Below are 25,357 nucleotides of genomic sequence, written 5' to 3'. Positions count from 1 at the left end.
TGATTTGGTTTGGTCCGGGTGAGGCCGGGCAGGCATGGAACTTGCGAGAACTTGCGTCAGCGGTCAAAAGCGCTGATAACCGGCAGGAGTTGCGATGGAGATCCGTCCCTGGCAGTGGGCACCCAACTGGCTGCTACTTGGTTTGGCCAATCAGTGGGGCATGGTGTGGCTCAATATGGGCCACTTCAACCTGCTGGTGGTGTTGCTGATTGCTATCTGGTGGCAAATTGCATCGCGGGTTGCACCGAGCTGGCGTCCGCATCCACTAGCGCTCGCCCTCTTTATCCTGCTGATCCTGATCCCCAGCGCCAGTTGCAAGGCGCTGGCTTGTCTGTTGCTGGTGGCCTCGCTATGGCGCCGTCATCAGAGTGGCGATGAGCGGGCGGTGTTGCAGATTGTGCTCGCCTTTACCGTGGCGGTGTTGTGGGGGCAGCAGGTGTTTGCCCTGCTCTCCGGCCCTGTGCTGGCGCTCGATGCCTGGGGGGTGGGCCAGTGGTTGCAACTGCTGGGCTGGGAGACTCGCCTTGATGGCAATCGCATCGAGCGGTTGGGGGGCCATGCGCTGATTGTGCTCAAGGGGTGCTCCTCGTTTTCTCAACTCTATCTGGTGGTGCTCTCCTGGCTGGTCTCCTGCTGCTGGTTGGCACCGGAGCGCCCACTCTACCGGCAGTGGCCCATGTTGCTGCTGGTTTGCCTGCTCTATATCGGGGCCAATCAGCTGCGGCTGGTGCTGATGAGCCTGGATCTGCGCTGGTATGGTTGGCTGCATACCGGCTCGCTGGCCCAGCTCTACCAGTGGGCCATCATGTTGCTGGTGATGACCATCCTCTTTATCCGGGGACGCCGTGATGCATCTATCTAGGGGATATCTGTTGCTGTTGCTGGTGGCGCTGCTCAGTGCTGCCGCCATGGGTTGGCGTTATCAGAACCGGGCAGTTAACGAGGGGGCCAAGCCCATGCTGATGGAGCTGGTCCAGTTGGGATGGCGCTTGCGGGTGGCTACGCCGGTATTGGGCGGCACCTATGTCAGCTATCAGCTGGCCCATCCCCGCTGTGACGGCCTGTTGCAGGCCATGCTGGTGGCGCCGGATAGTGAGGCGATGTCAGTGACGCTGGCGGGTGAAGGGATGAGTCAGGGGGTGATGTTTTTAGGCGAGCTGCACCAGAGTCCGCCGCTGCTCTCGTACCGTCTGACCCAGGGTTGGCGCAAATTGTGGGGGCTGACCCCTTATCCCCTCTATCGGGTGGCTTTGCCAACCTCTTGCCTCGGCCTTATTGCGCCGCCGATGGGGTGACAGCCCCCGATTCACCGCTTGGCAGAATGCGGATCAGCAAGGTATTGGGGGCCAGCATGGGGTCATAGTGGGGCTCCAGCTCAATGGCGCGAGCTCCCAGCAAACGGGTGAGGGCGGTCAGTCGCACGCTCGCCATCCGCGCACTCTCCAGCATGTCAGTTTGCAGCCCGGGGCCGCTTACCAGCGCAATCCGGGCCGGATCCTTGCGTCCTAAAAACTGATGCAACTGCTGCTCCTGATCCGCTGGCAGTTGTGTCTCCGCTTGCTGGTACTGCAGTTGCAGTTGGGGTTGTTCGGCCAGCTGTTGTTCCCGCAGCTGGTTGAGGATCGGCAGGGTCTCATTGACCGGCTCCTGACGGGCGCAACCGGTGAGGATCAGCAGCGGCAGCATCAGGGGCAACAGGCGGCGCAGGGCGCTGTCTTTTGCGGTGGAGCGGGGAATCTGGTTGGCCATACGCAGTCACTTCAGGAGGATGAGTTGGCACCAGTTTGCAATGTTTTCAATCCCTTGGCCAGTTGTTCAATCTCGCGGCGCCACTGGATCCAGGCGGCAGAGGGCAGTTGCTCTGCCACCTGCCAGCGGGTCGGCAGTTGATCCCGCAGACGCTCCAGCAGCAGGGCGGCTTCCACTTGATAGCGGGCCTCCTGCTCCAGCCAGGCGAGCCAGCGCAGATCCTCGATGGCTTGCTGCAACAGCAACAGATCGTGAGAGAGTCGGTGCGCCTCGCAGGCTTGCGGGCCGAGCAGCATAAAGTCGCTCTCCCGCCCATCGGTGGGGTCATAGGGCAGGGCGGTGGGCATGCGGCCATGCCACTGCAAATAGCCCTCGGCGCCGCTCTGCCACAGATAGAACCCGGCGGCTCTCGGGGTGCCCAGATTGTAAAACCAGGGGGTGACCTTGTGCTGGCGCACCCGCGCCACATCGGCCTTGTCGGCGCCAAAGCCTGCGTTGATCAGGGCAATCTCCACCTCTGCGAGCAGACCAACCTGACCCGGGTGGTTGAAGTGGCCTGCGCGGATCACCGCCGGATCCCGCCGTTTCATCTCCCGCGCCAAGGTGGTGATGGCGGGCAGGGTGGCAAGATCGGGCTCATCAAAGAGGCTCCATGCAAGCGGGGGCAAGCCGCTGGCGGTCAGCCCCTGTTGCCGCGCTTGCCACTGATCAAGCTGGCTGGCAGGGTCGCCCCCCCAGCGTTTGAGCGGGGTATAGGCCAGCAGGGGGGGCACAAAGCCGAGCCCGGCCGCTTCTCCCATGATCTCCCGCATCCCTGCTTCATCTTGTGGCAGGGCGGGCGAGAGGCCGCTGATCCCCAGCTTGGCGAGCCGCGCCAGATCGCAGCGACTGGCCGTGGCGATCTGCTCTTTTAGCGCCTCGGGGTTGGGGCTCAGCCAGTTGAGATAGGGGGGCGCTTCGACATAGATGCCGACCGGCTTGCTGGCCGCGGGCAGGGTCAACGGCAGCACCTCGATAGTCAGTGGCAGCTGCACCAGTTGCTGTTGGCTGAGCAGCTGAATATTGCCGAGATAGTGACCGGCAGGCGCATCGCGAGGGACGGTGATCTGCAGCACCAGACGCCGAGGTACGCCTGCCAGTAGGGTGAGCCCGGCGATCCCCTCGACCAGCTCCTGATCCGAGGGGGCCAACAGGGTGCCGCTCGCCTGCGGGCGAACCAGATGCCACTTGCCGTAATAGGGGATCAGCGCCAGCGGTGATCCTGCCTGTTCGGGGGGCTGGATCACCAGCAAGGGGGCCGGATCGTCGGTGGCGGCGTGTATGGCAAACTCCAGCAACAGCTGGCTGCCACGGGCCGCCAGCACCGGTTGTGAAGCCTGCTGCAACGCATCGGCCGCAGATAGCGGGGCGATCTGCAGGGTTGGGGCGGCATCTGTAATCGGCGTGAGGCTCAGTTGCTGCGAAGCAGGGGCTGGGGTTGGGGAATAGGGGGCCAGAGTCCACTTCTCCAAAAACAGCTGGCGCTGCTTGGTCAGCACGATTGCGGTAGCGTCGGCCAATACAGCGTGATCTTTCCCACTATTCGGGAGCGCCTCTTTGCTGGTGGGGGCCGGATAGGGGGCAAGCAGCAGTCCCGCCAGGTACTTGGCATCCGGTGAGTGACCTACCAGTGTGATAGTGAGCGGGCCGCCTGGGTGGTTCAGGGTGACATGAACGGGGCCGCCCTGTCGTGCCCCGAACAGCTGCCAGGGATCCGGGTTTGGCAGTGCCTCGCGGGATTGTCCCGCCAGATAGCGCTGCGTTAGCCACTCCTGCGGTTGCCACTGCTCGGCCCAGATGGGCTCGCCATTGACCAGAACGCTGCGCTCGAAGGGGTGGGGCAGATACTCCCACTCGCCGGGGTCATCGAGCCAGAGGGTGAGCTGGTAGCGCCCCTTGGCGACCTCCAACCGTACGCCATCCAGATTGCGCAGCCCATCGCGCACCAGGGCATCGCCGGAGGGGCGCAAGATGGCGGTGGGGTGGCCAATCAGCCGGGGATCCCCCGGGCTCAGGGGCTCAAAGCCGGTAAAGCGGGGCGCAGCCGCCGCCCCCAGATCCAGCGCAATGGTGCCCGCAGGCAGAGTCAGACCGGGCTCCCAGTACCAGCGGTGAATGGTCATTGAGGGGGCGTTATCGGCCATAAAGAGATAGAGCTTGGTGAGTTTGTCCAGCGCCAGCGCTCTGGGCTGGCTGGTGCGCCACTCACTCAAGGCAAAGCGCTGGGTGAAGGGGCCGGGGGCGACAATCCGCTCCAGATTGACCCGGCTGCGGTAGTTGACCGAGGCCTCATCGTCGATACGCAGGATCAGGGTTTGCGGGCGGGCGCTGGGGTTATGGCCCTCGATCACCAGTTCATCATCGCTGCCTATTGGCCAGTTGTGGGTGCTCAGATCGAGCCGCTGGGGGGTCTGGTTACCTGTCAGGGGCAGCGGGGTCTGCCCCTCCAGCCGGGTAGCGCCCATCGCTGCATTGGCGCAGAGCAGGATAACCAGCCAGAGCCTTTTGCTCATCCGGCTAGCCCCTTCAACCAGTTGTTCAGCTCGGCAGCCTTGTGATCCCAGCTTTGCAGGGCCACCTGCTGCTGCCGAGTGTAGCGCCCTTCGCTGCGGGTGAGCCCCTCCCAGCCACTCTCCTGAAACCAGCCCGGATTGGGTTGATCAAAGGCGGCCCGATTGATGGCCTGGGCCAGGCTCTCCCCACTGCGGGGGAGCTGGATCTGATCCCGATAGCCATCGAGCGCCGGAAAATCGGTGCTGACGATGGGGCGCCCTGCGGCCAGATACTCACGCAATTTCAACGGATTGCAGGCACGGATCTGGGCGTTGTCGACAAAGGGCAGCAAACTCACCTGCCAGTGCTGGGCATAGGCCGCCAGCGTGTGATGGGGACGGGGCCCCAGCAGATGGATATTGGGGAGCCCCTTGAGGGGGGAGATATCGGTCTGGACCGAGCCAATCAGCACCAGATCCCAGTGGGGCAGGGCGGCGGCCGTCTCTGCCAGCAGGGGGATATCAATCCAGTCGCTCAGGCTGCCGTAAAATCCGGCAATGGGGCGGCCGGAGGGGAGATCTGCCGGACGCTCTCTGGGGGGCATAAACAGCTCGAGATCCACACCGTGGCTGAGGAGCCGGGTTTTATGGGGGGGAAAGCGGCTGGCCAACGCGGGGCTGGCGGCCAGAATGAGATCGGCTTTTTCCACCAGTCGGGCTTCGCAGTGGGCAATGGCTTGATGATCCACCCCCGCCAGCGCCGAGAAGTCATCGCCGCAGTAGTAGATCACCGCCCGCTCTTCGAGCTTGCCAATCAGATCGACGGCGCTGGGCAGGGAGATCCAGAGCAAGGGGCGATCCAACTCGGGCAACTGGCGCCGGATCTGCGCCGCCAGCCAGTGGCCATTGATCTTGCCCGCCAGCCGACTGCCCGGCAGTGGCAAGGCGAGCGGCGGCAGAACCCGGGGGCTGCTGACCTCTGATGGCGCAACCGACTGGCCACCAGCATGGTGCGCGCCACGCAGCATGGCCCCCAGTTTGCGGACGATGCGGGTGAGATCATGAAGGGTAAAGCGGGGGCAACGCATGCCGATGGAGTTGACCCAGAGCACTTGATAATCGGGCAACAGACGCTTGATCAGGTGCTGGGTGCTGGAGGGGTGCTGGCCCCAATCCTCTCCCAATACCACCAGTTGCGGCAGTGAGTGTGGTTTCATGCAAAGGTCTCCGAAGCGTGTGCGGGGTCGCTGTGATCCTGTGGCTGCAAGGTGCGCAGTACGGTGGCCGGTACCCCTGCCGCCAGCACGCCAGCGGGCAGATCCCGGGTGACGACGCTGCCTGCGGCGACAATGGTGCCGGCGCCTATGGTGACGCCGGCCATCACCATCACCCCGGTGCCAAGCCAGACATCCTGCTCCAGCACAATGGCCCCCACCTGTTCATCGCGATCCGGCAGGCCCCGGGCGCGATCGCGGGCGTTGACCGGGTGCCCCGGGTAGCCCGCCAGAAAGGCACGCCCTGCAATCCGGACGTTATCCCCCAGCACTATCTTGCTGCCTACCGCCAGGGTGGTTTGCCAGCCAATCCCGACATTGCGGCCAATCACCAGCCTTGGTGTCTGGCTCGATGCCCGGCCGCTGATGGTCATGGCGGCGCTGAGGCGGCAGTCGGCACCAATCTCGATGGTGACCGGACCGCTGATATAGGGGATGCCGCCATAGAGATAGAGGCGCGGGGCGGGGGCCGTCAGGCGAGATTGAAACAAGGGGGTCCACCAGAGGGTGCGGGTCAGGGTCGCCAGCGCGTTGCTGATCAGCAAATAGAGCCGATAAAGCAGCCGATGCAGGGGAGGGATCACGGGGAATGACCAGTGGCGGGCACTTTTGGCCAGTCGCCATACCTGGCGAGCCAGTGGCGTCTCTCCCTGTTTGGCCCAGCTTTTCATCCGGTGCAGGTTGATGGTGTTCATGGCGACCTCTCCCTCTGGTGCAGTCCGTTGCTCGCTAAGCAGAAAGCAGGGATCGGGCCAACAGGACGGCCCCAGCTAGATCGGGCCAAATGGGGCTAAGAGTAGAGTCAGATTGCGCCGGTCGGTGCAATTTGCAGCCGGCGTTGTGCAAAACGCAAATGCCAGTCTCATTCTGGGCCTGTTCTGGACGGTTAAGCCGCGCAGAGGAGCAATCGCTTCAGGGCGGGAGTGAGTGGCGTGGGCTTTGCATTAGCGGTAGCTGACCCAGAGCAGGATGCTTCGGGTGGCTGGGAGGCCCTATGAAACTTGGTGTGAACCAGATTGCCATGCTCTATTACGCCGGCGGCTTGCTCCTGATGAAGGGGATCTCCCTGCTGATGCTGCCAGTGTTGACCCATCAGCTGCAGCCTCGTGAATACGGCCAGCTGGAGGTGCTGCTGACCCTCATCAACTTGGGCTCCCTCATTCTCGGCTTCGGGCTGGTGGATGCCCTCTACCGCTTTGCCGGATTGGCGAAAGATGAGCAGGAGCGCCAGCAGGTGGTGGCCCGCATGTTTGGTCTGGTCTGGCTGATCGCCCTGGCCAGTCTGGTGCTGCTCTGGCTCTTGGCACCTCTGGTGCAAGCCTGGCTGCCGGTGGAAACCCGCCTTGCGGATGTGCGCTGGGTGCTCTGCGCCCTGCCGTTTGAAGGGGTGATCGGCGTGCCGCTGGCATGGCTGCGCATGCGCAATCAGGCGCGGCTCTTTTTCGTGGCGACCGCAGGCAAGGCGGTGATCCAGTCCCTGCTGACTGGCTGGTGGCTCTGGCTCGGCTGGGGCGTGAGCGGGGTGCTGGCCTCCGGCACCCTGACCTGCGTTGCACTGGCGCTGCTGCTGAGCCTCTGGCAGTGGCGAGATAGCGGGATCCGCTTTGACTGGCAGCACTATCGGCCGCTGCTGCGCTATGGATTGCCCCTGGTGGTGAGCGGGCTGGCAGGTTTTGCCTTGAGCGGACTGGATCGCTGGCTGCTGGCCGATGTGGTGGGTGAGGCGCTGCTCGCCTACTACGCCGTAGCGGGCAAGTTGGCGCTGGCGGTGGGGCTGTTGCTGCAACCCTTTGCCCTCTGGTGGTATCCCCGCCGTTTCATGCTGCTGCGCGAACCGGATGGACTGCGACTCAATGCCCACTACAGCGTGATGGGGTCGGTACTGGGGTTTGTTACCGCGGGGATTGTCGGGCTCACCGCCCCCTTGCTCATTCGCTGGCTGACCCCGGAGAGCTATCACGGGGCGATTGCCTATATTCCGCTGCTGGTGCTGGGTATGGCGGTGCGCAATGTTTCGGACTTGCTCAATGTCGGCTGCTTTAGCGGCGAGAAGAGCAATGCCCAGATGGTGATCAATCTGGGCTGCAGCGCCCTTGGGGTGGCAGGCTTTCTGCTCGCCATCCCCCCCTTCGGGGTTGCCGGGGTGATCTGGACCCTGCTGCTGGTCTATCTGGTGCGGGCGCTGGCCTTTTATCTGGTGAGCCAGCGGTTGCTGCCGCTGCCGTATCGCCTCTCGACCCTCTGGGCCAGTTCGCTCGGGGCGCTGGCGATGGTCTGGCTCGGCCAATGGTGGGCAGGATCATGGCTCGTCTAACGCCAGCCATCTGGGCAAGCACCATCTGTCTGGTGCTGGCCCTGCTCTGGTGGCGGCTGCCCCATCCCTTGCTGCTGCCGGTGCTCGGCCTTGCCATTCCCGCCATCTGGTTTGCCCTGCGCTGGCCCTTCTTGATGGTGCTGGGGTTTGTCACCTTCTCCTTTTTTCGACTGCATGAGGTGTTCCCCCAGCTCTATCCCCTCAAGATCCCGCTGCTCTTCTCGCTGGCTGCCATCGGCGCGCTGGTCTGGCACATTTTGCTGACCGGCCGGATCAAGCCCTACTGGAGTCCTGCCCTGAGCTGGCTGACGGCCTTCTTTGTGATGGTCTCCATCGGTGTGCTGTTTGCCAGCAACCGGGGCGAGGCGATCGCCACCTGGACCGGCAGCTACAGCAAGATCTATCTGATGACCCTGGCCACCGCCTGGCTGGTGCGCACCCCGGGGGATTTTGCGCTGGCGGTGCGCACTTTTGTTGTGGCGGGTTGTCTGGTGGCGCTGGTGGCCCTCTACAACAAGGCGAGCGGGATCGGGCTGGTGGAGGGGACCCGGGTGACCATAGGGCGCGAGCTGGGCTCTGTGCTGGGGGATCCCAACGATCTGGCGTTGGTGCTGCTCTTTCCTGCCGGTTTTTCGCTGAGCTTGCTGCTCAATCAGGGCAATGGGGTGGGGGGGCGTTTACTGGGTGGGCTCGGCTTTGCGCTGACCGCCGCCGCCATTATCGCCACCCAGAGCCGCGGTGGTTTGCTTGGCGTGTGTGCGGTCAGCGGCCTGTTTGCCTGGCAGCGGGTGAAGTCGAAAACCCTGTTGATCTCGATGGGGATGGTCGCACTGGTGGTGCTGTTTGCCGCCGCCGGGATCAGCGATCGGGCATCTGGCGGTGCCGCCGAGAGCGGGGTCGATGCCTCGGCCATGGGGCGGATCTACGCCTGGCAAGCAGCCTGGGGCATGGCGCTGGGCCATCCGCTGGTGGGGGTGGGCTTGTCCAATTTCTATTACAACTACTTCTTCTACAGCCCCCATTGGGATGGACTCAATCATGCGGTGCACTCCACTTGGTTCGGGGTGCTGGCTGAAACCGGCTTTGTCGGGCTGGCGCTGTTTATCGGCATGGTGACGGTGACCCTGCGCAGTTGCTGGCGTTGCCAGCTTGCTGGCATGCCTCCTGCAGTGATCACGGCGATGCAGGGGGTGATGGCCAGCATGGTGGGGTTTGTGATTTCGGGATCCTTCCTGACTCAGGGCTTTACCTGGCCCATCTATCTGGAGCTGGCGCTGGCCGTCGCCGCCATCAAGTACGTGCAGCAGGCGGCAACCCGGTTGCCGGCAGTGCCACCAAAGGGAGCAAGAGGATGAACGCAACCCCTGTTTTGCTGGTTCACTACGGAGAGGACTGGATCCGCGGCAGCGAACGCTGCCTGCTGGATCTGCTGGCCCACCTCGATCGCAGCCGCTTTACGCCCTTGCTCTGGTGCAATAGCCCGACGCTGGCGGCAGAGGTGGCCACCCTCGGGGTAGAAACCATGGTCGAGCCGTTCAGCCTGCTGCTGGGATGGCAGGCGCCCCATTTTGATCTTGCGGCCCATCGACGCCTCTCCCGGCGAGCCAGAGAGCTCATCACCGAGCGGCAGATTGGGCTGGTGCACGCCAACAGCGCGGCTCCTTGTCAGTGGCTGGCGGGGATCTGTCGGGCGTTGCAGGTACCGCTGGTGTGCCACCTCCATGCCCGTTACCAGCCAAGAGACAGATTCAGCCTGCGGGTTCATCAGGCAAGCGTGCTGATCGGGGTGAGCGAGCCGGTGTTGACCGGGTGGCGCCAGGATGGCTGCACGGCCGAGCGGTTGATCCGGATACCCAACGGGGTGGATGCCGCTCGCCTGAATGGCGGTGCTCACTGGCCGGTCGTCGGCATGCTGGGCTTGCCACCGGGGGATATGATCATCGCAACCGTCGGCTCATTGATCAAACGCAAGGGGATTGATCTGCTGATCCGCTCGCTGGCTGCCCTGATGGCATCGGGGGAGGAGGCTCAGTTGCTGATCATTGGCAGCGGCCCGGAGCGGGAAGCATTGAAGGCGTTGGCTGTCGAGCTCGGGGTGGCCGAGCGTGTCCACTTTCTCGGCGAGCGGCCGGACAGTGCCGCTATCTTGCGAGGCGGGGTGGATCTGCTGGTCTCCGGAGCCCGTGAGGAGGTGTTTGGTCTGACGTTGGCGGAGGCGGGCATGTTGGGGCTTCCGGTCAGTGCCTATCGGGTGGGCGGCATCCCCGAAGTGGTGGAGGAGGGGGCGACCGGCTTGCTGGCAACCCCGGGGGATTGGGCCGAGATGGCTGATCACTGGCGGCAATTGAGCAATCCGCAGCGCCGATGTGAAATGGGGCGGGCCGCTAAGTTGCGTGCTGCACAGTTGTTCACGGTGGCGCGCTACGTTGACGGGGTCACGGCGGTGTGGGACGCCGCGCTGGCCGGTCGTTGGCACGCCACGGCCCCCACACCCTTCCGACCACTCATGCATTGGGCGGGGCTACGACTCCTTGCCAGAGGGCGCAATATGCTGGCGAGTGGGATGGCAAAAGTGGCGCAAAAAGTGCAACTGGGGTTTGGTCGCCGTAAGGGAGCAGCAAGATGAGCATGCAAACTGAGCCGGTGTTTGGAAAGATCATCGTTGTGGATCCTATCCCGTTTCGCGGGGGCTCCAAGGTTGCGACCGAAGTGCTGCTCGATGAGTTGGCCAAACGGATGCCCGGGCTCACATGCCATGTGTTGACCCAGGATCCCGACTCCTGGTCCCGTTGTCAGCATCATCCTCTTTGGCTGCCCCACATATTGAAGGGGCGGGAGTCCGGCATCGGCTATCTGCTCAAACAGGGGTGGCAGACCCTGCTGATCCTCTGGCTGGTGTTGCGTCTGGGGGAGGTGAAGTGCCTGGTGGCGGCGTCCGGGCCTGGGGTGGATCTCTGCTGTTACTGGGCTGCCCGCTGGTTGCGGTGCCGGGTGGTTCAGCTGATCCATGGCCCTGTGGGGTGCTCGGGGCTCTCTGCCAGAGCCTTACAACGGGCGAGTTTTGTCTTTTATCTCGAATCAACCCGCAGCTCCCTGGCGGCATTGCTGGCCCGGCTTGGCGAGACCGAGTTCCCGTCACACTGGCAGCCATTTACCAATGGTTTGAGCGAGATTGATTGGCCCAAAGCGACCCTGGGTGGTCCCCGCATTTTGTGGGCGGCTTCGTTGTTGCGCTGGAAGGGGCTGGAGACCATGCTGGCCGCCCATCAACTGATCCCTGACGCTCGCCCCGAGCTGATGGTGTGCTATCTGCAGCCCAAGGGCACGCTGCAGCCCTGTAGCCAGCCTCAGCCACAGCTGCCAGACACGCACTGGTATGCCAACCCCGCCAATCTTGACGAGATCCGATCTCAATGCGGCATTTTTGTCTCCACCAGTCATCAGGAACCCTTTGGTCTCTCCATTCTGGAGGCCATGGCGGCGGGATTATGTGTAGTGATCCCGGCCGATGGCGCCTGGTGGGATCGACACCTCACCGATGACGTGAATTGCCGCAAATATCAGCCAAACGATCCCGGCGATCTGGCGCGGGTGCTGGCCAGCCTCAATGCCATGCCCGACGTGGTCAAGCGACTTGGCCATCATGCCCGCCTGCATGCCATGGTCCATTACAACGCGGCGGATACCTATCAAAGCACACTGGATCAGTGGGAAGGTATGTTGCGATGGGATGCGTTGAGCCTTGCCGTGCATGGTTAGCGCGCAGTGCTTCCCCGTGGGGAGGATGGGGGCGTATGAGGGACTTATGGGCAGACTGGTTGCGGAAGGCTGGGTGACTCCGCCACTCTGATGCAGTTACGGCCGGATGATTTGGCGGTGTAGAGCGCAGCATCAGCCAGTTTTACCAGTTCAGATGGCTGCCATTGACTCGATGGTCTGAGGCAGGCGACACCCATGCTAACGGTCACCAGACCGGTGGCATTCTGTGCGTGTGGCTGCGCGAGTGCAAAAATCAGCCGCTGGATATGTTGGGCAATCTCGTAGGCGGATTGACGCTCGACATGTGGCAACAGGATGACAAATTCCTCTCCACCGTAGCGAGCCACCAACTCCCCCGAGCGGCGCCCGGATTGCGCCAGGGTATGGGCCAGCAATCGAAGGCACTCGTCACCGGCAACGTGGCCATAGAGGTCGTTGAACTGCTTGAAATGATCGATGTCGAGCATGATGAGCGCAATCGGCATCTCTGTCTGAATACAGTGCTCCCAGGCCTGGTTTAATGAGTTGTCGAACAGACGACGGTTACCGATATTGGTTAGCCCGTCGGTATTGCTGAGCGCTTCCAGTTTCCGGTTCGCTTCCGCCAGCTCCTTGGTTCTGAGCTCGATAATGAGCTCCAGCTCATGTTGGCGCTCCTCCAGACTGGTCATCGGGTAAATTTCGCTTTCCCGAGCCGCACTGTAAGGGATGGAGATACTGCTGTGAGCAATTTTCCACGCCATGGCTTCGTGTCGAAAAATCAATACCAGTCTGGCGGTTCTGCGGGAGAGGATAGGTTCTGATTTCGGTAGATGGATATGAAAGAAGGCGGTGACTGCTACCACATCAGCGGCCAGATCTTGCAGGGTCACATCGAGTGTTTCCAGGCGGATCCTGCCCGGGATCTGGGCAAAATCGCGGCGGGTTATCCGGATCCACTCATCCCTATCGGTAACCAGAACATCACTGCTGCCGGCAAAACCGCTGAAATTGTCGCTAAACCGAGTGGTGAGCCGATCATCCCGTGATGAATACAGCTCGATGTACTCATCAAACAGTGAGCGGATCAACTGTTCCCGTTCAGTGGTCATTGCGCTGGGCCCATGTGAAGTGGTCACGTTTTTCAAACGTTCGATTGAACTATAGTCAATTATGTCATTTTAATTGGCTATCTATCTTGATTTTTCTCGTTTTTATGTTCAATTCCCGCACTTGGCTAGTGTCCGTAGGGCCAGCCAGAAACAAGGCTCCATGGCGTGGTTATCAGAGGCAGTCAGGGGGAGGTTTCTCTCTGCAACGGCGGCCGCTGCTGGCTGCATTTCACGAGGTGGAGCAGGGCTGTCAACGAGTTCGAGTTCGATCAGGCAAGGTAGTGGCTGGAGCCACTGCTTGGCTGATGATTAACACCCTTATCGTTTGTCATGTTCATCGTCATCTCAACTCATTTCTTTTGGTTGCTATTGAACAAGAATAATTATCATCTATATCGATGGAGATGGATATTTACGCTCTGGTTAATTACGCAGGGTGACGTGAAGGTAAATAGTGTGAGGGTGGGCGGTAACATCTGTAACTGGGTGAGCGAATGCATCGCGAGTTAAATATGTACACTATGTTGCAGGCAGCCTTCCACCTTGCCTTTTCTCTCTCCAATGATTTGAATGCAGATTCACGATGATGCGTAAACATATCCGTGAGCGCGATATTTTACTCACCAGCATCCAAGACAATAAAGAGTGGGGGAGGTCATACTGATATGCATACCTCGGCGGCATCTTTTCATTAACCTGTGTTAAACGGGCAGGGAGGCCAAGCGGGGTTGTGCTGTGTGGGCTCACAGTAGAACGTGTCGCACTGAAGCGCAGGTAAAATGCAAACTGAAACCAAGTGACATGCAGGTAAACCGTGCCGTGCAGGCCGTGCTTGCTACCGGTGGCAGCTGGCCGTGAGACCGCTCTGGTGTGGGGAGGCAAGTCAGGAGGTTGCCCGTAAATGACTGTATGGAATATGCAATGAGATGAGTAAAGATATATTCAATGGATCATTTATGGGCGGGCATCAGTATTGTTAAATGAGCGGTATAGCCAAGATTTCAATCATGTTAATTTGGCTCACAGTGAAAGAGAGGATATGCGGTGATTAATTATTTAATATCCAATTAAGTTCATAAAATTTACGGAGTTGCTAAATATCTCTTTGGGGGTAATTAATTTTGTTTGTGATGTGGCTCGCGATGAAAATAGGGGTAAGCCGGTCGAAATTGATAGAGATCAATACTGCAGGGTGGGTGAGTCCTTAGCATTTCCGCTATTAAGCATTTATCAAACAAGTGCTCACTACGGGAATAAGTAGAATGGTCGAGGATAATTTTTTATCGGCTCATGGGATTAATCGCCGTGATTTTATGAAATTGTGTGCCGGGATGGCCGCAACCCTGGGATTAAGTCAGCATGCTGTCGCCAAGATGGCCACTGCGCTCACCAGCCCCGAACGGCCGCCGGTGATCTGGATTGGGGCGCAGGAGTGCACCGGTTGTACCGAATCGCTGCTGCGCGCCACGCACCCCACCATCGAGAACCTGATCCTCAATACCATTTCGCTGGAGTACCACGAGGTACTCTCGGCGGCCTTTGGTCATCAGGCGGAAGAGAACAAGCACAACGCCATCAAGCGCTATAAAGGCAAGTATGTGCTGGTAGTGGATGGCTCCATTCCGCTGAAAGATGGTGGCGTCTACTGCATGGTGGCCGGTGAGCCTATCGTCGACCATATTCGCCGTGCTGCCGCCGACGCGGCTGCGGTGATCGCCATCGGCTCCTGCGCCGCCTGGGGCGGTGTGCCTGCCAGCGGTGGCAACCCGACCGGTGCCGTCAGTCTGGAAGAGGCGCTGGGCAATATCGGTACTCCCATCATCAATATCCCGGGTTGCCCGCCCAATCCCCACAACTTCCTCACCACGGTTGCCTACTACATCACCTACGGCAAGCTGCCGGCCCTGGATAGCAAGAAGCGCCCGCTGTTTGCCTATGAGCGGCTGATCCACGAGAACTGCGAGCGTCGTCCGCACTTCGACGCAGGACGTTTTGCCAAGGAGTTTGGTGATGAGGGTCACCGTCAGGGTTGGTGTCTCTACCATCTTGGCTGCAAAGGGCCGGAGACCTACGGCAACTGCTCGACTCTGGAGTTCTGCGATGTGGGCGGTGGTATCTGGCCGGTCGGCATCGGTCACCCCTGTTATGGCTGCAACGAGCAGGGGGTCGGTTTTAGCAAGGGGATCTTCCAGCTCGCCAAGGTCGAGAACCCGACCCCGCGGGTGGATAAACCCGACGTGAAAATTCAGGAGGGGGGCTATACCTCGCCCACCGCGACCGGCCTTATTGGTGGCGCCCTCGGGGTGTTGGTGGGGGTGAGTCTGATGACGGTGCGTGAACTCGGTCGCCAGCAAAAACGCCACGAAGCCGGGCAGCACCCATCACGGGAGGAGTAACCGTGAACAGACGAAACTTCCTCAAATTTGCCTCCGTCGGTGCACTGGCGGCGGGCACAGCCGTACCTGGCACCGCACTGGCGGCGGCCAAGAACAAGCCGCCCATTCCCGGCGCGCTCGGCATGCTCTACGACTCTACCCTCTGCGTCGGCTGTCAGGCCTGTGTGGCGGAGTGTCAGCGCCTCAACGGCAACCCGGCCAATCCAGCCGGGGCGCAAACCTGGTCCAACAACGACAAGCTGACCCCCTACACCAACAACATCATTCAGGTGTGGAAGAGCGGCACTGGCGAGCACAAGGATCAGCTGGTGGATGGCTACGCCTACATCAAGAAGCAGTGCATGCACTGTGTCGATCCCAACTGCGTCTCTGTCTGTCCGGTGCAGGCTCTTAAAAAAGATCCCAAGACCGGCATCGTTCACTACGACCCGAGCGTCTGCACCGGCTGTCGCTACTGCATGGTGGGCTGCCCGTTCGATGTGCCCAAATATGACTACGACAATCCGCTGGGGGCGATCCACAAGTGCGAGCTCTGCAACCAGAAGGGGCTTGAGCGGATCGATCAGGGCAAGTTGCCCGGCTGTGTCGAGGTGTGCCCCACCGGCGCCGTGATTTTCGGTACCCGCGAGGAGCTGATGGCCGAGGCCAAGCGCCGCCTGCTGGCGACCCCTGGCAGCGAATATGCCTATCCGCGCCAGACCCTCTCTGCCAACGACCCCTACCTGCACGAAGTGCCCAACTACCAGCCTTACGTCTATGGCGAGAAGGAGGGGGGCGGCACCCAGGTGCTGGTGCTGGCCGGGGTGCCCTACACCAAGCTCGACATGCCCGACTTGCCGGAGCTCTCCTCCGGTGCCCGCTCCGAGCATATCCAGCACACCCTCTACAAGGGGATGGTGCTGCCCATGGTGGTGCTGACCGGCCTCTCGGTGCTGATCCGCCGCAATACCAAGAATGGTCACGATCATCATCACGATGATGGCCATGATCAGGGGAGGGCGCAGATCAAGGATCAGGGCACCACAAAGGGAGGCAAGGATCATGAGTAATCACAAGGCTTATCCCCTCGGCGGCAAGCTGGTCAGCTGGCCTGTGCTGGTGCTGGCCCCCTTTGCCGTGCTGTGCGGCATGTTGATTTTAAAACGCCTCGTCTTCGGGCTGGGCTCGGTCACCGATCTGAATGGCGGCTACCCCTGGGGTCTCTGGATCTCGTTCGATCTGCTGATCGGTACCGGTTTCGCCTGCGGCGGCTGGGCGCTGGCCTGGGCTGTCTATGTGTTCAACCGGGGCGAGTATCATCCGCTGGTGCGACCGGCCCTGTTGGCTAGCCTGTTTGGCTACTCGCTCGGTGGTCTCTCCATCACCATCGACGTGGGGCGTTACTGGAACCTGCCGTACTTCTATCTGCCCGGTCATTTCAACACCTCCTCGGTGCTGTTCGAGACGGCGGTCTGCATGACCATCTATATCGGGGTGATGGCGCTGGAGTTTGCGCCCGTGCTGCTGGAGAAGTTCGGCTGGAAGGCGTCACTCATTCGCCTCAACAAGATCATGTTCTTCGTGCTGGCGCTGGGGGCTCTGCTGCCCACCATGCACCAATCCTCCATGGGCTCCTTGATGATCGTCGCGGGGGAGAAGATCCATCCGCTCTGGCAAAGCTACGAGCTGCTGCCGGTCTTTTCGCTGCTGACCGCCTTCATCATGGGTTTTTCCATCGTGGTATTTGAGGGCTCTTTGGTGCAGGCGGGACTGGCGGGGCGGGGCCCCAACGAGAAGTCGCTCTTCTACAAACTGACCCAGGTGATCGATATCTTCCTGATCCTGTTTGTGGCGCTGCGCTTTGCCGAGATCGTCATCCACGACAAGTCGGAGTATCTCTCCGAGTTCAATCGCTTCTCCATCATGTTCTGGAGCGAGATTGCGCTGATGATCTTCCCGCTGCTGGTGTTCCACTGGGACAAGAGCCGCCGGGATTCGCGCATGTTGTTCCTGGGGGCCCTCAGCATGCTGCTGGGCGCCGCCCTCTGGCGGCTGGATTACTCCCTGCTCGCCTTCAACCCCGGCAATGGCTACCACTACTTCCCCTCTGCGGAGGAGGTGCTGATCTCTCTGGGCTTTGTTGCCATCGAGGTGTGTGCCTATTTGCTGTTGATCCGGCTCTTGCCGGTACTGCCATCACTTGAACGTGTTCACCAAGATTATCAGGCCCGAGGGAAAGCCAACGTATGAGCCAACGTATCACCATAGACCCCATCACCCGCATTGAGGGGCACCTGCGTATCGACTGCGAAATCGAAGGCGGAAAAGTGACCAAAGCCTGGTCGTCCGGCACCATGTGGCGCGGGATGGAGGAGATCGTCAAGGGCAACGACCCGCGCGATGCCTGGATGATAGTGCAGCGCATCTGCGGGGTATGTACCTCCATTCACGCCATTGCCTCGGTGCGGGCTGTGGAGAACGCCATCGGCGCCAAGGTGCCGGTCAACGCCCAGTTTATCCGCAACCTCATCATCGCGGCCCACAACATCCACGATCACATCGTCCACTTCTACCAGCTCTCCGCGCTGGACTGGGTGGATATCACCGCGGCCCTTGAGGCCAATCCGCAAAAAGCGGCGGACATGCTCAAGGGGGTATCAACCTGGTCCCTCAACAGTGCCGATGAACTGACCAAGGTGCAGGATAAAATCCGCGCCCTGGTGGCGAGCGGCCAGCTTGGCATCTTTGCCAACGGCTACTGGGGTCACAAGGAGATGAAGCTGAGCCCGGAGGTGAACCTCATCGCCGTGGCCCACTACCTGCAGGCGCTGGAGTGCCAGCGCGATGCTAACCGCATTGTCGCCATTCTGGGGGGCAAGAGCCCGCACATCCAGAATCTGGCGGTGGGCGGCGTGGCCAACCCCATCAATCTGGATGCACCGAGCGTGCTCAACCTGGAGCGGCTGCTCTATGTGAAGAGCTTTATCGACCGGCTCGGCGAGTTTATCGAGCAGGTCTACAAGGTGGATGCCGCCATCATAGCCGCCCACTACCCCGAGTGGTTGCATCTGGGGCAGGGGGCCAAGCACTACCTGAGCGTGCCGGAGCTCCCCACCGACGCCAACGGCGGCAGCTTCCTGATGCCGGGCGGCTATATCGAGAATGGCAATCTGGCGGGTTATCGCCCCATCGAGAGTCATCAGGATGGTTGGTTGATGGACGGCATCGCCGAGAGCAACAAGCACGCCTGGTACAAGGATGACGAGCCCCTCAAACCCTGGGAGGGCAAAACCGAGCCTAATTACACCGGCTGGCAGGATGACGGCAAATACTCCTGGGTCAAATCCCCCACCTTCTACGGCAAGGTGGTGGAGGTGGGGCCGCTCGCAGACTTGTTGGTGAAGCTCGCCGCCAAACACCCGGAAACGGTGGCGCATTTCGATCAGCTGAACGGCATCTACAAGGCGCTCACCGGCTCTGCCATCAAGACTGAACAGCTGCACTCCACCATGGGTCGCATCATCGGTCGAGCGGTGCGCTGCTGCGTGCTCAAAGATACCCTGGCGCACCAGTGGAAGGCGCTGGTGGACAACATCGGCAAGGGGGACACCACCGCCTACATCAAGGCAGAGATCCCGTCGGATAAAGAGTTTCGCGGAGTGGGCTTTGAAGAGGCGCCGCGTGGCATGCTCTCCCACTGGATCGTCATCAAGGGCGGCAAGATCGAGAACTATCAGGCGGTGGTGCCATCGACCTGGAACTCGGGCCCGCGCAACTTCAATGACGAGCCCGGCCCCTACGAGCAGGCGCTGGTGGGCACCCCGGTGGCGGATCCCGCCAAACCGCTGGAGGTGGTGCGCACCATCCACTCGTTCGATCCCTGCATGTCCTGCGCGGTGCACGTGGTGGATACCCAGAATGGCGAAACAACTCAGGTGAAGGTGTTGTGATGAACATCCTGATCTTGGGCGTCGGCAACCTGCTGTTGAGCGATGAGGCGGTAGGGGTTCGCATCGTCGAGGCGCTGGGGCGCAACTACCGTTTCGCCCCCGGCATCGAGCTGCTCGACGGCGGTACCGCCGGCATGGAATTGCTCGAAGCGATGGCCAGTCGCGATCACATCATTCTGGCGGATGCGGTGCGCAGCGGTAATCCGCCGGGCACCGTAGTGACTCTGAAAGATGAGGAGATCCCGACCCTGTTTGGCCGCAAGATCTCCCCCCATCAGCTGGGGCTGGCGGACGTGCTCTCGGCGTTGCATATGACGGGGGAGTCGCCCAAGCGGCTCACTCTGATCGGCATAGAACCCGAATCCCTCGAGCCCCGCATCGGCCTCACCCCTGTGGTGGCGGCGGCCATGGGGGAGGCGACGGATCGGATCTTGACCCTGCTGGCCAGTGTCGGTGCCCCTGCCATCCCGCTCTCTGAGCAGGAGAAAGCTGAACAAGCGCGGGAGGGCCTATGGCGCAGTCCCATTTAAGCGAGGTTGATAGAGTGCTGGAGATAGTACCGGAGACGGCACAGGAGTTTGCCGGATTTGCCAGCAATCCTGCGCCTCTGCTGGTAGCCCAGTACGAGCGGATCGCTCGCGAAGAGATGCAGGCGTTGCCCTTCTATCACCCGGACATGCCCATAGTGGCGGAGTGCGTGCTGTTTGAAGGTCAGTGGCTTGGCTGTGTGCTCACCCCCTGGATGCTGAGCGTGGTGGTGCTGCCGGGGCCGGATCAGCTTTGGCCGGTGCGCAGCAGCAGCGATCGACTCGCCCTGCAGCTCCCCTGCGGCAACATGACCTTTATGGTGGGTGATCTGCCCGAAAGTGGTCAGCTGCTGGCCTGCTCCCTGATGTCGCCGCTCGATCCCCATCTCGGGGCCGGGGAGGGGCGAGCACTGGTGAGCAGCACCCTCAAGATGCTGCTCTCCTTGCCGGTACAACAAGGGGCTGGCGGCGTGGATCTGGGTCGCAGACGGCTATTAGGTGCCCGGCGCGGTCAACCGGCATAGTCGCTAGGTTTCACGCGAAATCAAGTTTAGAATAGGGGGCCATTTTGGCCCCTCACTCCCATGTTCAGACACGCATTCCGCCTCTTTTTTGAGTGATGATCCGTGAGTGGTACAAAACAAGAAGGATCCCCATGACTGTTTCTCGCAATTCCCTTCGCCATTACGCCAGATCCAGCGCTACCGCTCTGTTGACCCTGCTGCTGGGCACCGCTTCTCACGCGGCGCTGGCCGCCGCCCAATCTGTGCCTGCCGAGCTCAAGCTCGCCATCGGCAGTGAGCCCACCGAAGGGTTTGATCCTCTGCTTGGCTGGAGTCACGGCAGCTACCTGCTGCTGCACAGCCCGCTGCTCAAGCAGAACGCAGATCTCAGCTGGCAGAATGTGCTCACCCAAGCGGTGACCCCGAGCAAGGATGGCAAGGGGTGGATCATTACCCTCAAGCCTGAACTGAAATTCTCCAATGGCGCGCCGCTCACCGCCGAAGATGTGGCCTTTACCTACAACAGCGCAGCCCAGGGTGGTGGCAAGATCGACATGGGCAACTTTGTCTCGGCCAAGGTGCTCTCGCCCACCGAGGTGGCCATCACTCTTAGCGCCCCCCAGAGCACCTTCGTCAACGTGCTGGGATCCTTGGGGATAGTGTCGAAGCAGGATTACGACGCAAAAGCCTATGCCCAAAAACCGGTCGGTGCTGGCCCTTACCGGTTGGTGAGCTTCCTGCCCGGTCAGCAACTGGTGGTGGAGGCGAACCCCTATTACGCCGGCGGCAACAATGACTTCAAACGGCTGGTGTTTGTCTTTATCGATGAAGAGAGCGCCTATGCCGCGGCCCAGAGTAGCCAGCTCGATGTGGTGCGCATCGCACCGTCACTGGCGCCCACCGTGCCTGCCTCCCTCAAGCTCTGGGTGCGGCCGAGTGTGGAGAACCGCGGTATCGTCTTCCCCATTCCGCCTGCGGGCGGCAAGGATGCCAAGGGTTATCCCATCGGCAACGACGTGACCTCGGATGTGGCGGTGCGCCGCGCCATCAACTACGCCATCGACCGCAAGCTACTGGCCGACCAGCTACTGGAAGGACATGCCATCCCCGCCTACAGCGCGGTGGAAGGCTTGCCCTGGCTGAACAAAGCCACCGCCTTTAAGGATGGGGATGTCGCCCATGCCAACGCCCTGCTCGACGAGGCGGGTTGGAAGAGGGGCAGCGATGGCATTCGCCACAAGGGCTCCCTGCGCGCCGCCTTTACCCTCTGGTACACCAGCGGCGACAGCACCCGACGGGATTTGGCAGAAGCGGTGCGGGCCATGCTCAAACCCATCGGCCTTGAGGTGAGCCTCAAGTCCGGCAGCTGGGAGCAGGTGGAGCGGGAGATGCACGCCAATCCGGTGCTGATGGGGTGGGGGAGTCTGGATCCCATGGAGCTCTATCACCACTACCAGAGCGGCTCCGGTGGCGTGGAGTTCTACAACCCTGGCTACTACAGCAACCCTGTGGTGGATGGCCACCTCAAGCAGGCGCTGGATGCCCCCAACTGGCAGGCGGCCGTGCCGTTCTGGCAGCAGGTGGAGTGGGATGGCAAAACCGGCGCCGGAGTGCAGGGGGATGCCGCCTGGGCCTGGCTGCTCAATGTGCAGCACACCTATCTCGCCAACCGTTGCATCGATCTTGGCAAGGGGGCGCCGGAAATCCACGGTAGCTGGTCCCTGCTCAACAACCTGCAGGATTGGCGGTGGACGTGCCGGTAAGTTCGCCCTTGAGTCATTCAGGTTATCTGTTGCTAAAAGCCCTGCTGCGTCTGGCAGGGCTGTTATGTCTGGTCTCGGTCGCCACCTTTGTGCTGCTGAGTTACTCCCCCATCGACCCCATCAAGGCCTATATCGGCAACGATCTGCTCCATGTGCCGCCGGAGCAGTACCCCCGCATTGCCGCTCGCTGGGGGCTGGATCAACCGCTCTGGCTGCGCTACTGGCACTGGTTTACCCAGGTGCTGCAGGGGGATCTCGGTTACTCCATGCTCTACAACGCACCGGTTGGGGAGGTCATAGGCCAGCGCTTTGCTGCCTCCTTCCTGTTGCTGGCGGGCGCCTGGCTGCTCTCCGGTTTTTTCGGGATTTTGCTGGGCCTCTGCGCCGGTCGCTATCTCAACCGCTGGCCCGATCGCTTTATTTGCCGCTTTGCTTACCTGCTAGCCTCCCTGCCCACCTTCTGGGTCGGCCTGTTGCTGCTCGCCCTGTTTGCGGTGCACTGGCCGCTACTGCCGGTCTGCTGCGCCTGGACGCCGGGGCTCGCTGCCGATGAGGCGGATTGGGTCATGCGGTTGCGTCATCTGCTGCTGCCGGTGACCACGCTCGCCCTGCTCGGGCTGGGCAATATTGCCCTGCATACCCGGGCGCGGGTGGCCGAGGTGCTGGAGAGCGACTTTATCCGCTACGCCCGCGCTCAGGGGGATGGCGGCTGGCCCATGCTGCGTTTTCATGTGCTGCGCCACGCCCTGACCCCGGCGCTCTGCCTGCAGTTTGCCTCCCTTGGCGAGCTGATTGGCGGCTCGCTCTTGGCCGAAAAGGTCTTCTCCTATCCGGGGCTCGGCCAGGCCACCGTGGATGCAGGGCTGCGGGGCGATATTCCCTTGCTGATGGGCATAGTGCTCTTCTGTGCCCTGCTGGTCTTTATTGGCAACACGGTGGCCAATTTGCTGCTGGCTCGCATCAATCGGGGTTGGGAGGGCGAGCATGCTGTTTAATCCGTTTCCCTCCATACTGCGGCTGGTTTTTGCCCTGCTCGGATTGGCACTGCTGGCCGCTTACGGCTGGAGCTTGTCGGCTCAGGATGTGCCGATGGATCTGCTGGCGCGCCAGCAGCCCCCCTCGCTGACCCACTGGTTCGGTACCGATCAGATGGGGCGGGATCTCTGGTTGCGGGCCTTTCAGGGCACCCTCACCAGTCTGGCGCTGGGTATCAGCACGGCGCTCTGTAGCGGGCTGCTGGCCATGGTGGCGGCCAGCGTGTCGCTCATCCATCCCAGATGCGATGCGGCGGTGCGAATGGTGATCGACGCCATGCTGGCGCTACCCCATATGCTGCTGTTGATCTTGATCTGCTTCACCGTGGGGGGCGGTATGCGCGGGGTGATCCTGGCGGTGGCGCTCACCCACTGGCCCAAGTTGGCGCTGATCCTTTGCGCAGAAGCGCGGCGGATCGCCTGCAGCGACTATGTGGTGCTGGCCCGCTGTCAGGGGATGGGGGCGCTGCGTCGCTGGCGCATCCACCTGCTGCCGGGGCTGTTGCCCCAGTGGTTTATCGGCACCTTGCTGATGTTTCCCCATGCGGTGCTGCACAGCGCGGCCTTGAGCTTTCTCGGCTTTGGTCTGGCGGCCCACGAGGCCTCGCTGGGCCTGCTGCTTGCCGATGCCCTGCGTTATCTGGCCGGTGGCGGTTGGTGGCTGGCGCTCTTCCCGGGGCTGATGTTGCTGCTGTTGGTATTGCTGTTTGATCAGGCTACTCGCGCCCTGCAACAGCTGCTGTGGCACAGGAGTGAACCATGCTGAGTTTTGACCATGTGACCATAGAGGCGGCCCACTACTCCTGGCTGGGGCGGCGCAGCTGGCAGCCATTGCTGACCGATATCAGCCTGCAACTGGCGCCGGGGGAGATAGTGGCGCTGGTGGGGGGGAGCGGCGAGGGCAAGAGCCTGCTGCTGCAAAGCGCCCTGACCTTGCTGCCGGACAACCTGCGGATGCGCGGCACCCTCTCCCTTGATGGCACGCCCCTGTGCGACGCCAGCCGGGCCCGTTTGCGCGGCCACACCCTTTGCTATGTGCCGCAGGGGGTGAGCGCCCTCAATCCGCTGCTGACGGTGGAGCGCCAGCTGGGCCGCGCGGCGCACCTCTGCGGCCAGAATGGTTCTCGCGAGCGGCTCGGCGAACAACTGCTGCGTTACCAGCTGCCCGCGGCCACGCTGGACAGCTATCCGCGCCAGCTCTCCGGCGGCATGGCCAAGCGCATTCTGGCCTGCACTGCGGCACTCGGCGGCGCCCGCTACATTCTCGCAGACGAGATCACCGCCTGGCTCGACGAAGGGCTGGCCTGTCTGCTGCTCGGTCAGTTGCGTGAATTGGCCAATCAGGGTAGCGGCATCCTCTGGGTGACCCACGATCTGGCGCTGGCGGCCCGCTTCGCCGATCGCATCGTGGCGCTGCATCAAGGGCAGGTGAGCGATACCTTGAGCTGCCACCATCTGCGTCAGGGGCAGGGGAGCGAGATGCTCCGCGCCCACTGGCAGGCGCTGCCGGAGTTCAATTCGCTTTTCTCTGTGCCGGAGGTCTCCTGATGTTGGAAGTACGAAATCTCACCATCGCCCAGGGGGAACGCCCCCTCTGGCAGGGGTTATCGCTGACGGTGAAAGCGGGCGAACGGCTCGGCATCTCCGCCCCGAGCGGTTATGGCAAGACCACGCTGGGGCGGGTATTGGCTGGTTGGCAACCGGTTGGCGCCGGTGGGCAGATCCTGCTGGATGGGCAGCCGGTGTCTGAACAGGTAAAAGGTTATAACCCCATCCAGCTGGTGCCCCAGCACCCGGAGCTCACCTTCAATCCCTATCGCACCACCGGGCAGGCGCTCTGGGATGTATGGCGCCCCGATGACGCCATGCTGGCCCGCTTTATGGTCAAGCCTGAATGGCTCGGTCGTAAACCCGGTCAGCTCTCCGGTGGTGAGTTGGCCCGCATCGCGCTGCTGCGCGCCCTCGATCCTCGCACTCGTCTGCTGATTGCCGACGAGGTGACCGCCCAGCTGGATCCGCAGATTCAGCGCCAACTCTGGCGGGAGTTGATGATTGAGTGCGAGCAGCGCGGGCTTGGCATGGTTATCTTCAGTCACCAGCAGGCGCTGTTGCGCCAGATCTGCCATCGGGTGCTGCGCTTTGGGGAGATGCAGCCCGTGACTGGTGTATTGGCTGAAAATGCGGCCTGAGGGTTAGTTCCCCCTCATCCCCAGCCCTTCTCCCGCAAGGGGAGAAGGGGCAGACGGTGCCATCTCGCCAGACTCGGGGGTTTGGGAAACAGGGCGGAGGGCGGGTTGTTATGGTCGCAGACTCTCTGGGGGGCTGTGCGTACTTCGAGCATCTCGCGAGCATCCACCAACCGATTCCCTCTCCCTGGGGAGAGGGCCAGGGTGAGGGGATGTGAGTATGAAACGCTGGCCATTCTGTACAGAGAGAACCGTTGGCAAAGTGCGCAGATAAAGAGAGGGAGGCATCAGCCTCCCTCTC

The 25,357-nt window shown here is 61.7% G+C and carries 22 protein-coding genes; 17 read left to right on the top strand and 5 right to left on the bottom strand.

The annotated features are described in order from the left end of the window. Window positions 1-94 precede the first annotated feature (94 nt). Window positions 95-862 (top strand): hypothetical protein, encoded by a 768-nt coding sequence (locus G5149_RS01335; protein WP_005351432.1) that lies wholly within the window; start codon window positions 95-97, stop codon window positions 860-862. Then, on the top strand, window positions 849-1,295 hold the full coding sequence (locus G5149_RS01330; protein WP_337072153.1) for a hypothetical protein: 447 nt from the start codon (window positions 849-851) through the stop codon (window positions 1,293-1,295). Before G5149_RS01335 ends, G5149_RS01330 begins: the two co-directional genes overlap by 14 nt. Here the strand turns inward: G5149_RS01330 and G5149_RS01325 are convergent. Genes G5149_RS01325 through G5149_RS01310 form a run of 4 tightly spaced genes read right to left on the bottom strand, consistent with a single transcriptional unit; the run spans window position 1,273 to window position 6,249 of the window. Further along, window positions 1,273-1,749 (bottom strand): hypothetical protein, encoded by a 477-nt coding sequence (locus G5149_RS01325; RefSeq protein WP_159159083.1) that lies wholly within the window; start codon window positions 1,747-1,749, stop codon window positions 1,273-1,275. The genes G5149_RS01330 and G5149_RS01325 overlap by 23 nt on opposite strands. An 11-nt stretch (window positions 1,750-1,760) precedes the next feature. Then, on the bottom strand, window positions 1,761-4,301 hold the full coding sequence (locus G5149_RS01320; protein ID WP_337072154.1) for a hypothetical protein: 2,541 nt from the start codon (window positions 4,299-4,301) through the stop codon (window positions 1,761-1,763). Continuing rightward, entirely contained in the window at window positions 4,298-5,497 is a 1,200-nt protein-coding gene (locus G5149_RS01315) for a glycosyltransferase (RefSeq protein ID WP_337072155.1), read from the bottom strand. The genes G5149_RS01320 and G5149_RS01315 overlap by 4 nt, the downstream gene beginning before the upstream one ends. Continuing rightward, the gene (locus G5149_RS01310; protein WP_236267583.1) at window positions 5,494-6,249 is read right to left on the bottom strand and encodes an acyltransferase; all 756 of its coding nucleotides are present in this window, start codon (window positions 6,247-6,249) and stop codon (window positions 5,494-5,496) included. Before G5149_RS01310 ends, G5149_RS01315 begins: the two co-directional genes overlap by 4 nt. Window positions 6,250-6,548: 299 nt before the next feature. On the opposite strand from G5149_RS01310, the gene G5149_RS01305 reads away from it, so the two are divergent. From G5149_RS01305 to G5149_RS01290, 4 genes are read left to right on the top strand one after another with little or no spacing between them, the layout of a single operon-like run. Next, complete coding sequence (locus tag G5149_RS01305) at window positions 6,549-7,868, top strand: lipopolysaccharide biosynthesis protein (protein WP_421211239.1); 1,320 nt, start codon at window positions 6,549-6,551, stop codon at window positions 7,866-7,868. Then, entirely contained in the window at window positions 7,856-9,223 is a 1,368-nt protein-coding gene (locus G5149_RS01300) for an O-antigen ligase family protein (protein WP_421211237.1), read from the top strand. Before G5149_RS01305 ends, G5149_RS01300 begins: the two co-directional genes overlap by 13 nt. After that, window positions 9,220-10,494 carry a glycosyltransferase family 4 protein gene (locus G5149_RS01295; protein ID WP_421211235.1) on the top strand — a complete coding sequence of 425 codons (1,275 nt, stop codon included), beginning with the start codon at window positions 9,220-9,222 and terminating at the stop codon, window positions 10,492-10,494. Before G5149_RS01300 ends, G5149_RS01295 begins: the two co-directional genes overlap by 4 nt. Continuing rightward, complete coding sequence (locus tag G5149_RS01290) at window positions 10,491-11,627, top strand: glycosyltransferase family 4 protein (RefSeq protein ID WP_374811211.1); 1,137 nt, start codon at window positions 10,491-10,493, stop codon at window positions 11,625-11,627. The genes G5149_RS01295 and G5149_RS01290 overlap by 4 nt, the downstream gene beginning before the upstream one ends. A 44-nt stretch (window positions 11,628-11,671) precedes the next feature. On the opposite strand, the gene G5149_RS01285 is transcribed toward G5149_RS01290, so the two are convergent. Then, the gene (locus G5149_RS01285) at window positions 11,672-12,745 is read right to left on the bottom strand and encodes a GGDEF domain-containing protein (RefSeq protein ID WP_421211456.1); all 1,074 of its coding nucleotides are present in this window, start codon (window positions 12,743-12,745) and stop codon (window positions 11,672-11,674) included. A 1,235-nt stretch (window positions 12,746-13,980) separates the two neighbouring features. Between G5149_RS01285 and hybO the strand changes: the two genes are divergently transcribed. The 11 genes from hybO to G5149_RS01230 all read left to right on the top strand — a co-directional run bounded on the left by hybO (window position 13,981) and on the right by G5149_RS01230 (window position 25,059). After that, window positions 13,981-15,114, top strand: a complete 1,134-nt coding sequence (gene hybO / locus G5149_RS01280) for a hydrogenase 2 small subunit (protein WP_005345182.1) — start codon at window positions 13,981-13,983, stop codon at window positions 15,112-15,114. A 2-nt stretch (window positions 15,115-15,116) separates the two neighbouring features. Beyond that, entirely contained in the window at window positions 15,117-16,163 is a 1,047-nt protein-coding gene (gene hybA, locus G5149_RS01275) for a hydrogenase 2 operon protein HybA (RefSeq protein WP_201991513.1), read from the top strand. Then, on the top strand, window positions 16,156-17,343 hold the full coding sequence (gene hybB / locus G5149_RS01270; RefSeq protein ID WP_021230238.1) for a Ni/Fe-hydrogenase cytochrome b subunit: 1,188 nt from the start codon (window positions 16,156-16,158) through the stop codon (window positions 17,341-17,343). The genes hybA and hybB overlap by 8 nt, the downstream gene beginning before the upstream one ends. Further along, window positions 17,340-19,043, top strand: a complete 1,704-nt coding sequence (gene hybC / locus G5149_RS01265; RefSeq protein ID WP_421211232.1) for a hydrogenase 2 large subunit — start codon at window positions 17,340-17,342, stop codon at window positions 19,041-19,043. The genes hybB and hybC overlap by 4 nt, the downstream gene beginning before the upstream one ends. Further along, on the top strand, window positions 19,043-19,573 hold the full coding sequence (locus G5149_RS01260; RefSeq protein WP_064337829.1) for a HyaD/HybD family hydrogenase maturation endopeptidase: 531 nt from the start codon (window positions 19,043-19,045) through the stop codon (window positions 19,571-19,573). The genes hybC and G5149_RS01260 overlap by 1 nt, the downstream gene beginning before the upstream one ends. Next, window positions 19,555-20,094, top strand: a complete 540-nt coding sequence (gene hybE / locus G5149_RS01255) for a hydrogenase-2 assembly chaperone (protein ID WP_064337830.1) — start codon at window positions 19,555-19,557, stop codon at window positions 20,092-20,094. The genes G5149_RS01260 and hybE overlap by 19 nt, the downstream gene beginning before the upstream one ends. Before the next feature lie 131 nt (window positions 20,095-20,225). Continuing rightward, entirely contained in the window at window positions 20,226-21,836 is a 1,611-nt protein-coding gene (locus tag G5149_RS01250) for an ABC transporter substrate-binding protein (RefSeq protein ID WP_421211230.1), read from the top strand. Beyond that, window positions 21,821-22,831, top strand: coding sequence for an ABC transporter permease (locus tag G5149_RS01245; protein ID WP_421211228.1), 1,011 nt, complete (start codon window positions 21,821-21,823; stop codon window positions 22,829-22,831). Before G5149_RS01250 ends, G5149_RS01245 begins: the two co-directional genes overlap by 16 nt. Next, window positions 22,821-23,636, top strand: coding sequence for an ABC transporter permease (locus G5149_RS01240; protein WP_421211226.1), 816 nt, complete (start codon window positions 22,821-22,823; stop codon window positions 23,634-23,636). The genes G5149_RS01245 and G5149_RS01240 overlap by 11 nt, the downstream gene beginning before the upstream one ends. Continuing rightward, entirely contained in the window at window positions 23,630-24,418 is a 789-nt protein-coding gene (locus G5149_RS01235) for an ATP-binding cassette domain-containing protein (RefSeq protein ID WP_421211224.1), read from the top strand. Before G5149_RS01240 ends, G5149_RS01235 begins: the two co-directional genes overlap by 7 nt. Beyond that, the gene (locus G5149_RS01230; protein WP_421211222.1) at window positions 24,418-25,059 is read left to right on the top strand and encodes an ATP-binding cassette domain-containing protein; all 642 of its coding nucleotides are present in this window, start codon (window positions 24,418-24,420) and stop codon (window positions 25,057-25,059) included. Before G5149_RS01235 ends, G5149_RS01230 begins: the two co-directional genes overlap by 1 nt. The last annotated feature ends 298 nt before the right edge of the window (window positions 25,060-25,357 follow it).

This window comes from Aeromonas sp. 600479, assembly GCF_049175515.1.
Taxonomy (GTDB): domain Bacteria; phylum Pseudomonadota; class Gammaproteobacteria; order Enterobacterales; family Aeromonadaceae; genus Aeromonas; species Aeromonas veronii_A.
Note: the sequence above shows the minus strand (reverse complement) of the source record. Positions and strands in the feature narration are given on the sequence as shown.